Below are 11,917 nucleotides of genomic sequence, written 5' to 3'. Positions count from 1 at the left end.
GCCGGTGCCGAAGATCGCGCGCAGCAGTCGTATCTGGTCCCCTGCCGTGGTCCGGCTCAGCCCCCACCTGGCGTCCGGGCCGCCCGTGGTCCGCCCGTGTACTCCCTGTGGGCTGTCCGTGAGTCGCCCTTGACTCGATCATGAAGTGTCATGAGCCTGGCATGAGTTCGCCGCCGTGGCGGACCACTGCTAGGGGGGTACATGAGACACAGAGCGAGATCGATCCTCGCTGTCGGCGCGCTCCTGATCGGCGGAGCCGCACTCGCACCCACGGCCCAGGCGCAGACCGCGGGTCCGGGCACCACCGGCCCGGACGAGGTGAAGGTCTTCCACGCCGACGTCACCAAGAAGCAGATTCCCCTGTTGCTCAAGGCCGGTCAGGACGGCCAGGAACTCGGCGACCAGGTCACCGGATCCGGGAAGACGGAAGTCGAGCTCTACCTCACCGACCAGCAGGCCGGGAAGCTGCGCAAGCAGGGTGTCGCCCTCTCCGAGCACACACTCTCCGCCAGGGCCGAGGCGCGGGTCGACAACGCCGCCCAGGGCGTCTTCCGCCCCTACAGCGGCAGCGGCGGGCTGAAGGAGGAGATCCTCCGCACCGCACAGGCCGAGCCCGGCCTCACCAAGGTCGAGTCCATCGGGAAGACGGTCGGCGGCCAGGACATCCTCGCGCTCAAACTGACCAAGGGCGCGAAGAAGTCGAAGGACGGCTCCAAGCCGTCCGTGCTGTACGTGTCGAACCAGCACGCGCGTGAATGGATCACGCCGGAGATGACCCGCCGGCTGATGCACTACTACCTGGACAACTACCGCACCGACAAACGCATCAAGAAGATCGTCGACTCGACCGAGCTGTGGTTCGTCCTCTCGGCCAACCCCGACGGCTACGACTACACCTTCCAGAGCCCCGACACCCGCCTGTGGCGTAAGAACCTGCGGGACGTCAACGGCGACGGGGTCATCGGCACGGGTGACGGCGTCGACCTCAACCGCAACTTCGGCTACAAGTGGGGCTACGACGACGAGGGTTCGTCCCCCAACCCCACCAGCGAGACCTACCGCGGCGCGAGCCCCGAGTCCGAGCCGGAGACCAAGGCGCTGGACGGCTTCGAGAAGCGGATCGGGTTCACGTACGGCATCAACTACCACTCGGCCGCCGAACTGCTCCTCTACGGCGTCGGCTGGCAGGTGGCCACCCCCACTCCGGACGACGTGCTCTACAAGGCGCTCGCCGGCACCCCGGACAACCCGGCGATCCCCGGCTACCACTCGCAGGTCTCCTCGGAGCTGTACACCACCAACGGCGAGGCGGACGGCCATGCCTCGAACGTCAACGGCATGGCGATGTTCACCCCGGAGATGTCGACCTGCCAGACGGCCTCCGACATCGACCCGAACGACGCCTGGAACGCCGCCGACTGCCAGTCGGTCTTCAACTTCCCGGACGACGAGAAGCTGATCCAGGACGAGTTCGCGAAGAACATCCCGTTCGCGCTCTCCGTCGCCGAGACCGCCGCCCACCCGGACCGGCCGAGCTCCTCGGTCGGCCTGAGCGCCGCCGACTTCACCCCGGCGACGTTCACCACCTCGTACGCGCGCGGCGCCGACCAGGAGGTCTCCGTCGTCGTCCGCAAGGCGCTCCGCGACAAGAGGCTCAAGTACCGCGTCAACGGCGGCCGCACCCACGAGACGGCGCTCAGGCACTGGAAGGGCGGCGAGACCTACGGCGGCGCGGACGACCTCTACTTCGACGAGTACCGGGCCAAGGTGAAGGGCGGCGCACCGGGCGACAAGGTCGAGGTGTGGTTCACCGGCGAGAGCAGGGCCGGCAAGAAGGTCTCCAGCAGCCGCTTCACGTACACCGTCGCACGGAGGGCCGGGGCGGACACCCTGGTGGTCGCCGAGGAGGGGGCCAAGGCCACCCAGGCGGGGACCTACGTCGACGCGCTGAAGGCGGCCGGGCGCAAGGCGGTCGTCTGGGACGTCGCCACCCAGGGCGCGCCCGACGCGCTCGGCGTGCTGGCGCACTTCAGGACGGTCGTGCACTACTCCGGCACGAACGGACCCGGCAACGACACCCAGCTCCAGCTGCGCGCCTACCTCAACGAGGGCGGCAAGCTGATCGAGGCCGGCGAGCTGGCCGGCGGCAGCGTCAACCTGGGTGACGGCACCCCGTCGGACGACTTCAGCCAGTACTACCTGGGCGCCTACTCCCGCACCTCGACGCCGGGGGCCACCGGCTTCACCGGCTCCGGCGCGCTGGGCGGGTTCTCCGGCCCGCTGAGCGGCACCGCCGCCAACCCGCTCGACAAGGCCGGGACCTACTCCGTCACCTCGGACGAACTCTCCGCCGCCACCTATCCCCAGTTCGCCAGCGCGGGCGCGGGCCAGTTCGCCGGGACCGTCAACCCGTACGGGCCTTACACCGGGTCGTACATGGCCGCGGCCGTCCACACCGACGACTCCTACAAGCGCCTCACCCGCACCATCGACCTCACCGGTGTCACCGCGGCCGACCAGCCGACCCTCAGCACCAAGCTGCTGTGGGACACCGAACCGGGCTACGACCACGCGATCGTCGAGGTCCACACGGTCGGCGCCGACGACTGGACGACCCTGCCCGACAAGGAGGGCGCCGCCAGGGGCGCCGTACCGTCCGAGTGCGGAGCGGGCTTCCTGATCGCCGAGCACCCGTGGCTCAAGCACTACCTGACCATCGGGGACGGCCAGTGCGCCGCGACCGGCACCAGCGGCGCCTGGCACAGCTTCACCGGCAGTTCGGCGGGCTGGCAGACCGCGAGCTTCGACCTGGGCGCGTACGCCGGCAGGACCGTCGAGGTCTCCGTCTCCTACGTCACCGACCCGGGCACCGGCGGGCACGGCGTCCTCCTCGACGACGCCTCGCTCCTGCTCGACGGCAAGGCCGCCGAGACGGAGGGCTTCGAGACGTCCCTCGGCCCCTGGAGCGTCGCCGCGCCGCCCGCGGGCAGCCCGGCCGTCCTCAAGGACTGGACGCGCACCGGAGCCCTGTTCCGGACGTACGGCGCGGTCACCACGGACCGCAGCGTGCTGCTGGGCTTCGGTCTGGAGCAGGTCACCTCGGCCGCCGATCGTGCCGCTCTGGTGAAGAAGGCGTTGACGGCACTCGACAAGTGAGCCGACCCGCTCACGAACGAGTGAAAGAAGGATGAACAGGGGTCGGCATTCCCGATCATAACGGGGTAAATCGATCCACGATCCGAGGTGGTCCGTACCCCTACTGGCGGGTACGGACCGCCTCGCCGTGTATGGGGCATCTGGATGTCACCACGGGAGCCTCAGGGAGGTAGGGTCGTGGGTGGTCGGGGACATCCCAAATACAGCTCGCCGGCACCGCATGGCCGGCGTACCAACGAGGAGATCGGTTCGTGACGATCCGCGTAGGCATCAACGGCTTCGGTCGTATCGGTCGCAACTACTTCCGCGCGCTGCTGGAGCAGGGCGCTGACATCGAGATCGTGGCTGTCAACGACCTGGGTGACACCGCGACCACCGCGCACCTGCTGAAGTACGACACGATCCTGGGCCGCCTCAAGGCCGAGGTCTCGCACACCGCCGACACGATCACCGTCGACGGCCGCACCATCAAGGTGCTGTCCGAGCGCAACCCCGCCGACATCCCCTGGGGTGAGCTGGGCGTCGACATCGTCATCGAGTCGACGGGCATCTTCACGAAGAAGGCCGACGCCGAGAAGCACATCGCCGGCGGCGCCAAGAAGGTCCTCATCTCGGCTCCGGCCAAGGACGAGGACATCACCATCGTGATGGGCGTCAACCAGGACAAGTACGACCCGGCGAACCACCACGTCATCTCCAACGCCTCCTGCACCACCAACTGTGTGGCGCCGATGGCGAAGGTCCTCGACGAGAACTTCGGCATCGTCAAGGGCCTGATGACGACGGTGCACGCGTACACCAACGACCAGCGCATCCTGGACTTCCCGCACAAGGACCTGCGCCGCGCCCGTGCCGCCGCCGAGAACATCATCCCGACCACCACGGGTGCCGCCAAGGCCACCGCGCTGGTCCTCCCGCAGCTCAAGGGCAAGCTGGACGGCATCGCCATGCGCGTCCCGGTCCCGACCGGCTCCGCCACCGACCTGGTCGTGACGCTGCAGCGCGAGGTCACCAAGGACGAGGTCAACGCCGCGTTCAAGAAGGCCGCCGAGGACGGCGACCTGAAGGGCTACCTGGCGTACACCGAGGACGAGATCGTCTCCTCGGACATCGTCAGCGACCCGGCCTCCTGCACCTTCGACTCCTCCCTGACCATGGTCCAAGAGGGCAACACGGTGAAGGTCCTCGGCTGGTACGACAACGAGTGGGGCTACTCGAACCGTCTCGTCGACCTCACCGTCTTCGTCGGCAACCAGCTCTGATCGACCGAGCACGCACCTCGATGCGATAACAGGGCTCGGGCAGCGCACCGTCGCGCCGCCCGAGCCCTGACGCACGTCAGGATCGACCCGCCGTCTACGGTTCGATCAGCCCTCGTACGATCAAGAGCCCTCCTGTAGGAGTCCCCAACCATGAAGACGATCGACGAACTCCTCGCCGAAGGCGTCGACGGCAAGCGGGTCTTCGTCCGCGCCGACCTCAACGTGCCGATGGCCGACGGCCTCATCACCGACGACGGCCGCATCCGCGCCGTACTGCCGACCGTCAAGGCCCTCGCCGACGCGGGCGCCAAGGTGGTCGTCGCCTCCCACCTGGGCCGCCCCAAGGGAGCCCCGGACCCGCAGTTCTCCCTGCTGCAGGCCGCCGAGCGACTCGGTGAACTCCTCGCCGCCCCGATCGCGTTCGCCCAGGACACCGTCGGCCCCGCCGCCCACGACGCCGTGAACGGCCTCGAGCCCGGCCAGGTCGCGGTCATCGAGAACCTGCGCTTCAACGCCGGCGAGACGTCCAAGGACGACACCGAGCGCGGCGAGTTCGCCGACCGGCTCGCCGCCCTCGCGGACGTCTACGTCGGCGACGGCTTCGGCGCCGTACACCGCAAGCACGCCTCCGTCTACGACCTCCCGGCCCGGCTGCCGCACTACGCCGGCTACCTCATCGCCACCGAGGTCGGCGTCCTGAAGAAGCTCACCGAGGACGTCAAGCGCCCCTACGTCGTCGCGCTGGGCGGCGCCAAGGTCTCCGACAAGCTCGCCGTCATCGACGAGCTGCTCGGCAAGGCCGACCGGATCCTCATCGGCGGCGGCATGGCGTACACCTTCCTCAAGGCCAAGGGCTACGAGATCGGCAGCTCCCTGCTGCAGGAGGACCAGCTCGCCGCGGTCACCGAGTACGTCGAGCGCGCCGAGAAGACCGGCGTCGAGCTCGTCCTGCCCGTCGACACCGTGGTGGCCCCCGAGTTCCCGGACCTGAAGACCAAGGCCCCGGGCAACCCCACCACCGTCGCCGCGGACGCCATGCCGGCCGGCCAGATGGGCCTCGACATCGGTCCCGAGAGCGGCGCGCTGTACGCCGCGAAGCTCGCCGACGCCGCGACCGTCTTCTGGAACGGCCCGATGGGCGTCTTCGAGCACCCCGACTACGCCGCCGGCACCCGGGCGGTCGCCCAGGCCCTCGTGGAGTCGAACGGCTTCACCGTCGTCGGCGGCGGTGACTCCGCAGCCGCCGTGCGCATCCTCGGCTTCGACGAGAACGCGTTCGGACACATCTCGACCGGTGGCGGCGCCTCCCTCGAATACCTCGAGGGCAAGACGCTCCCCGGCCTCGCCGCACTGGAGGACTGACCCCGCTATGACCACCCGCACGCCGATCATGGCGGGCAACTGGAAGATGAACCTCAACCACCTCGAGGCCATCGCACACGTCCAGAAGCTCGCCTTCGCCCTGGCCGACAAGGACTACGAGGCCGTCGAGGTCGCCGTCCTGCCGCCCTTCACCGACCTGCGCTCCGTGCAGACCCTGGTCGACGGCGACAAGCTCAAGATCAGGTACGGCGCCCAGGACATCTCGGCGCACGACTCCGGTGCCTACACCGGTGAGATCTCCGGCCCGATGCTGGCCAAGCTGAAGTGCACGTACGTGGTCATCGGCCACTCCGAGCGCCGCCAGTACCACCACGAGACCGACGAGACGGTGAACGCCAAGGTCAAGGCCGCCTACAAGCACGGTCTGACCCCGATCCTGTGCGTCGGCGAGGAGTTGGAGGTCCGCGAGGCCGGCAACCACGTCTCCCACACTCTCACGCAGGTCGAGGGCGGTCTCAAGGACCTCCCCGCCGAGCAGGCCGAGTCGGTCGTCATCGCCTACGAGCCCGTGTGGGCCATCGGCACCGGCAAGGTCTGCGGCGCCGGGGACGCCCAGGAGGTCTGCGCCGCCATCCGCGGCAAGCTGGCAGAGCTGTACGGGCAGGAGCTGGCCGACCAGGTCCGGATCCAGTACGGCGGCTCCGTCAAGTCCGGCAACGTCGCCGAGATCATGGCCCAGGCCGACATCGACGGCGCCCTGGTCGGTGGTGCCTCACTGGACACCGACGAATTCGTCAAGATCGTGCGTTTCCGCGATCAGTGAGCACACCCGTGAGTAGGCGCTAGCGAGGATCCGTCGTACCCTTGCGGGGCCGAGACCTGAAGGGAAGCCGCTGCACGCTCCGCCTGACGGCCCCGGCCCCGCAGTCCATCCGTATCCGAGGAAGTTGGTCCAGCCGTGGTTTTGGGGTTCTCGATCGCCCTGATCGTCTTCAGCCTGCTGATGATGCTGCTGGTGCTGATGCACAAGGGCAAGGGCGGCGGCCTCTCCGACATGTTCGGTGGCGGCATGCAGTCCTCCGTCGGCGGCTCCTCGGTCGCCGAGCGGAACCTGGACCGGATCACCGTGGTGATCGGTCTGCTGTGGTTCGCGTGCATCATCGTCCTCGGCATGCTGATGAAGACGAACAGCTGATCCGCGACTCGCACACACGCACAATCCGCACGTAAGGCCCCATGTTCGGTACGCGCACCTGAGCGCGGCCTATCATGGGGCTTGCGTCTAGGTGCAGGGACGGTAACTCCCAACACTGGACGCGCGTTGGGCCTTACGTAGACTGAGGCGCTCGCAACGAAGCGACACGCCGACTCGCTTCGCGGCACCATCACGCAGGGAGTTACGACCGTGGCAAGTGGCAACGCGATCCGAGGTAGCCGGGTCGGGGCGGGGCCGATGGGCGAGGCCGAGCGCGGCGAGTCCGCGCCGCGCCTGCGCATCTCCTTCTGGTGCTCCAACGGGCACGAGACGCAGCCGAGCTTCGCCAGCGACGCGCAGGTGCCCGAGACCTGGGACTGCCCGCGCTGTGGCTTCCCGGCCGGTCAGGACCGGGACAACCCGCCGGACCCGCCGCGCACCGAGCCGTACAAGACGCACCTCGCGTACGTACGGGAGCGGCGCAGCGACGCGGACGGCGAGGCGATCCTCGCCGAGGCGCTCGCCAAACTGCGGGGCGAGATCTAGGAGTTGGTACCGGCCGGGGGCCTTCGGGCGTCCGGCCGGAGTCGTCTGCGCGGCCGGAGCCCGGCCCGTTGTCAGTGGTGCCCTCTACGGTTTGCACATCGGCGAATCATGGGGGGCGACGGTGGCGGTGAAGGAGCGGGCGCCCGCGTGGCGCGGGGGATTCGGACGGCTGTGGACGGCCGCCGTGGTCTCCCGGTTCGGGGACGCGTTACGGACGTCCGCGCTGCCTCTGCTGGCCGCGCACCTGACCGATGACCCGCTCGCCGTCGCCTCGGTGACCGCCTGCGGCTATGTGCCGTGGCTGCTGTTCGGGCTGCTCGGCGGGGCCGTCGCGGACCGGGTGGACCAGCGGCGCGCCATGTGGGCCGTGGACACCGTACGAGGGCTGCTCGTCGCCGCCTTCGCGCTCGCCGTGGCACTGGGGCACGCCTCCGTCCCGCTGCTGCTCGCGCTCGCCTTCGCGCTGACCACCCTCCAGACACTCTTCGACAACGCGGCCACGGCCCTGCTGCCCGCCCTGGTGGACCGCCAGGCCCTGGGCGGCGCCAACGCCCGGCTGATGACCGGTCAGCAGGTCGCCGGCGGGCTGCTCGGTGCCCCGCTGGTGCCGCTGCTGCTCGCGGCCGGCGCGTTCATGCCCTTCGCCGCCGACGCGAGTACCTACCTGGCCGCCGCGGCCCTGGTCGCCTCCTTGCGCACACGGCCCCCCGACCGGGCGCCACGTCCGGCCGGCAGCACCCTGCGCACCGAGATCGGCGAGGGCCTGCGCGCCCTGTGGCAGGACCGGGCCCTGCGGGCGGCCTGCGTGGCCACCCTGCTGTGCAACATCGGCATGGGCGCCCTGATCGCCACCCTGGTGCTGCACGTGACGCGCTGGCTGGACGCGGGCACCGCCGGATACGCGGCGGCCATGACCGCGTACTCGGTGGGCAGCATCGGCGGCGGCTTCCTCGCCCAGCGCACAGCCCGCCGCACCGGACGGGTGGGGGCCCTGCTGGCCGCCGGTACGGTCCAGACGGCGGCCCTGCTCCTCATCGGCACCGTCCGGAACCTCGGCGCCCTGGTCGCCGGCATGCTGCTGCTCGGCGCGATGAACATGGTGTGGAACGTCAACCAGGTCACGCTGATGCAGCAACGCGCACCCGAGTCGATGACCGGCCGGATCGCCGCCGCCTTCCGCACCTCCTCCACGTCCGGAGCGCCGCTCGGTGCCCTCCTGGGCGGAGCCGTCGCCCGGACGTACGGTCTGAACGGCCCGGCACTCCTCGCCGCCCTCCTCTTCGCGTTCGCCGTCACCTCGTTGATACCGGTGCGCCGGCCGGACGTACCTGTTGTTGCGCCGCAGGACAGCGCGACACCAGGCGGCGTCCCGCGCTGATCAACTAGGTTGGGACCGGCAGGCGGGGCAGCCGTGCAACAGGACAGGTGCAAGGAAGAAGGCTGAAGTCGCACATGAACGCAGACGGCCGTACCAGGCTCGACCAGACGCCCGAGTGGACCGCGCTCGCCAGGCACCGCGAGGAGCTCGCCGACACCCGTCTGCGGGATCTGTTCGCGGCCGATCCGGGGCGTGGCACGGGCTACACCCTCCAGGTCGGCGACCTCCACATCGACTACAGCAAGCACCTGGTCACGGACGAGACCCTGGCCCTGCTCCAGGAACTGGCCACCGCGACCGACGTGTTCGGGCTGCGGGACGCCATGTTCCGCGGCGAGAAGATCAACATCACCGAGGACCGCGCGGTGCTGCACACGGCGCTGCGCGCCCCGCGCGGCGCGGTGGTCGAGGTCGACGGCGAGAACGTCGTACCGCGGGTGCACGCGGTGCTGGACAAGATGGCCGGCTTCGCGGAGCGGGTCCGCTCGGGCGAGTGGACCGGTCACACCGGCAAGCGCATCAGGAACGTCGTCAACATCGGCATCGGCGGCTCCGACCTCGGCCCCGCGATGGCCTACGAGGCCCTGCGCGCCTTCACGGCACGGGAGCTGACGGTCCGTTTCGTGTCCAACGTGGACGGCGCCGACCTGCACGAGGCCACCCGCGACCTGGACCCGGCGGAGACCCTGTTCATCGTCGCCTCCAAGACGTTCACCACGATCGAGACGATCACCAACGCCACGTCGGCCCGCACCTGGCTGCTCGACGGTCTCGGCGGCGAGGAGAAGGCGGTCGCCAAGCACTTCGTGGCCCTCTCCACGAACGCCGGCAAGGTCACGGACTTCGGCATCGACCCGGACAACATGTTCGAGTTCTGGGACTGGGTCGGCGGCCGCTACTCGTACGACTCCGCCATCGGTCTCTCCCTGATGATCGCCATCGGCCCGGACCGCTTCCGCGAGATGCTGGACGGCTTCCACCTGGTCGACGAGCACTTCCGCACCGCGCCCGCCGAGGCCAACGCGCCGCTGCTGCTGGGCCTGCTGGGCATCTGGTACGGCAACTTCTTCGACGCCCAGTCGCACGCGGTGCTGCCGTACTCGCACTACCTGTCCAAGTTCACCGCCTACCTCCAGCAGCTGGACATGGAGTCCAACGGCAAGCACGTGGCGCGGGACGGCAAGGACGTCGGCTGGACCACCGGCCCGGTCGTCTGGGGCACACCGGGCACCAACGGCCAGCACGCCTACTACCAGTTGATCCACCAGGGCACGAAGCTGATCCCGGCGGACTTCATCGGCTTCGCCGAGCCGGTCGCCGAGCTGAGCGGTGAACTCAGGGCCCAGCACGACCTGCTGATGGCGAACTTCTTCGCGCAGACGCAGGCGCTGGCCTTCGGCAAGACCGCGGAGGAGGTCCGCGCGGAGGGCGTGGCGGAGGAGCAGGTCGCGCACCGCACCTTCCAGGGCAACCACCCGACCACGACGATCCTGGCCCGCGAGCTGAACCCGTCGGTCCTCGGCCAGCTGATCGCCCTCTACGAGCACAAGGTGTTCGTCCAGGGCGCCGTCTGGAACATCGACTCCTTCGACCAGTGGGGCGTGGAGCTGGGCAAGGTCCTCGCCAAGCGCGTGGAACCGGCCCTGACGGAGGGCGCGGACGTACCCGGCCTCGACCCGTCCACCACCGCTCTCGTCTCGACGTACCGCACCCTCAGGAAGTGAACTGACATGCAGCTCGGACTCATCGGCCTCGGCAAGATGGGCGGCAACATGCGCGAGCGCATCCGCCGCGCGGGCCACACCGTCATCGGCTACGACCGCAACCCCGACGTCTCCGACGTGAAGTCCCTCGAAGAACTGGTCGAGAAGCTCGACGCGCCGCGCACGGTGTGGGTGATGGTCCCGGCGGGCCACGCCACCCAGTCCGTCGTGGACGAGCTCAAGGACCTGCTGTCCGAGGGCGACACGGTGGTCGACGGCGGGAACTCCCGCTGGACGGACGACGAGAAGCACGCCGCCGAACTCGCCATCAAGGGCATCGGTTTCGTGGACGCGGGTGTCTCCGGCGGTGTGTGGGGCCTGGAGAACGGCTACGCCCTGATGGTCGGCGGCGACAAGGCGCACGTCGAGCGGCTCCACCCGATCTTCGAGGCGCTCAAGCCGGAGGGCCCCTACGGTTACGTCCACGCGGGCAAGGTGGGCGCCGGGCACTTCTCCAAGATGGTCCACAACGGCATCGAGTACGCCATGATGCAGGCGTACGCCGAGGGCTGGGAGCTGCTCGAGAAGGTCAAGTCGGTGGACAACGTCCGCGAGGTGTTCCGCTCCTGGCAGGAGGGCACGGTCATCCGCTCCTGGCTGCTCGACCTCGCGGTCAACGCGCTGGACGACGACGAGCACCTGGACAAGCTGAAGGGCTTCGCGCAGGACTCCGGCGAGGGCCGCTGGACCGTCGAGGCCGCCATCGACAACGCGGTACCGCTCCCGGCGATCACCGCCTCCCTGTTCGCCCGGTTCGCCTCGCGGCAGGACGACTCCCCGCAGATGAAGATGATCGCGGCGCTGCGCAACCAGTTCGGCGGCCACGCCGTCGAGTCCAAGGAGTAGTGCGCCGTGGGGGACCTTCTTCTGGTCCGCCACGGTGAGACCGAGTGGAGCGTGTCGGGACAGCACACCAGCTGGACCGACCTGCCCCTCACCCAGCACGGTGAGGAACAGGCCAAGTCCCTCGCTCCGCTGCTCACCGGACGGACCTACGCACTGACCCTGGCCAGCCCGCTGGGCCGCGCGATACGCACGGCCGAACTGGCCGGCCTCACCGGGGTGGCGGCCGACCCCGACCTGCACGAGTGGGACTACGGCGGCTACGAGGGGATCACCACGGCCGAGATCCACCGCTCCCGCCCCGACTGGTACCTGTGGACCGACGGCGTACCGCCGGGCCCTGAGGGGCACCCCGGTGAGTCGCCCGAGCAGGTCGGCGCGCGCGCCGGCCGGGTGGGCGCCCCGGTGGCCGCGGCGCTCGCCGGGGACGGCGGCGTTGTGGTCGTGGTGG

General features: G+C 69.6%; 10 protein-coding genes. All 10 read left to right on the top strand.

The genetic code is table 11. The features are described 5' to 3' along the window. Positions 1–201: 201 nt before the first annotated feature. On the top strand, positions 202–3,156 hold the full coding sequence (locus ABZ646_RS27315; protein WP_360524153.1) for a M14 family zinc carboxypeptidase: 2,955 nt from the start codon (positions 202–204) through the stop codon (positions 3,154–3,156). A gap of 251 nt (positions 3,157–3,407) precedes the next feature. Then, positions 3,408–4,418, top strand: a complete 1,011-nt coding sequence (gene gap / locus ABZ646_RS27310) for a type I glyceraldehyde-3-phosphate dehydrogenase (protein WP_360524150.1) — start codon at positions 3,408–3,410, stop codon at positions 4,416–4,418. Between the two features lie 150 nt (positions 4,419–4,568). Next, positions 4,569–5,780 carry a phosphoglycerate kinase gene (locus ABZ646_RS27305; protein ID WP_360524147.1) on the top strand — a complete coding sequence of 404 codons (1,212 nt, stop codon included), beginning with the start codon at positions 4,569–4,571 and terminating at the stop codon, positions 5,778–5,780. Between the two features lie 7 nt (positions 5,781–5,787). Continuing rightward, the gene (tpiA, locus tag ABZ646_RS27300) at positions 5,788–6,564 is read left to right on the top strand and encodes a triose-phosphate isomerase (RefSeq protein ID WP_360524144.1); all 777 of its coding nucleotides are present in this window, start codon (positions 5,788–5,790) and stop codon (positions 6,562–6,564) included. 141 nt (positions 6,565–6,705) lie between these two features. Next, a complete protein-coding gene (gene secG / locus ABZ646_RS27295) occupies positions 6,706–6,936 on the top strand; it encodes a preprotein translocase subunit SecG (RefSeq protein ID WP_351733361.1) in 231 nt (76 codons plus the stop codon). 210 nt (positions 6,937–7,146) lie between these two features. Then, a complete protein-coding gene (locus tag ABZ646_RS27290) occupies positions 7,147–7,482 on the top strand; it encodes an RNA polymerase-binding protein RbpA (protein WP_003976875.1) in 336 nt (111 codons plus the stop codon). Between the two features lie 184 nt (positions 7,483–7,666). Then, positions 7,667–8,860: an MFS transporter gene (locus tag ABZ646_RS27285; RefSeq protein ID WP_360524156.1), complete on the top strand. Its 1,194-nt coding sequence runs from the start codon at positions 7,667–7,669 to the stop codon at positions 8,858–8,860. A 74-nt stretch (positions 8,861–8,934) separates the two neighbouring features. Further along, positions 8,935–10,584 carry a glucose-6-phosphate isomerase gene (gene pgi / locus ABZ646_RS27280; RefSeq protein ID WP_360524141.1) on the top strand — a complete coding sequence of 550 codons (1,650 nt, stop codon included), beginning with the start codon at positions 8,935–8,937 and terminating at the stop codon, positions 10,582–10,584. Between the two features lie 6 nt (positions 10,585–10,590). Continuing rightward, a complete protein-coding gene (gene gnd / locus ABZ646_RS27275; protein WP_360524138.1) occupies positions 10,591–11,469 on the top strand; it encodes a phosphogluconate dehydrogenase (NAD(+)-dependent, decarboxylating) in 879 nt (292 codons plus the stop codon). 6 nt (positions 11,470–11,475) lie between these two features. Further along, positions 11,476–11,917 (top strand): histidine phosphatase family protein (locus tag ABZ646_RS27270; RefSeq protein ID WP_360524135.1); only part of this gene is annotated, 442 nt, incomplete at its 3' end.

Source organism: Streptomyces sp. NPDC007162, from assembly GCF_040634175.1.
In the GTDB taxonomy this organism is placed as follows: domain Bacteria; phylum Actinomycetota; class Actinomycetes; order Streptomycetales; family Streptomycetaceae; genus Streptomyces.
The sequence above is the reverse complement of the archived record's forward strand: the minus strand, read 5'-3'. Positions and strand labels throughout refer to the sequence as shown.

Coding starts and splice junctions, on each gene's coding strand:
- ABZ646_RS27315 (WP_360524153.1), top strand. CDS start 202: ATGAGACACAGAGCGAGATCGATCCTCGCTGTCGGCGCGCTCCTGATC.
- ABZ646_RS27305 (WP_360524147.1), top strand. CDS start 4,569: ATGAAGACGATCGACGAACTCCTCGCCGAAGGCGTCGACGGCAAGCGG.
- tpiA (WP_360524144.1), top strand. CDS start 5,788: ATGACCACCCGCACGCCGATCATGGCGGGCAACTGGAAGATGAACCTC.
- pgi (WP_360524141.1), top strand. CDS start 8,935: ATGAACGCAGACGGCCGTACCAGGCTCGACCAGACGCCCGAGTGGACC.
- gnd (WP_360524138.1), top strand. CDS start 10,591: ATGCAGCTCGGACTCATCGGCCTCGGCAAGATGGGCGGCAACATGCGC.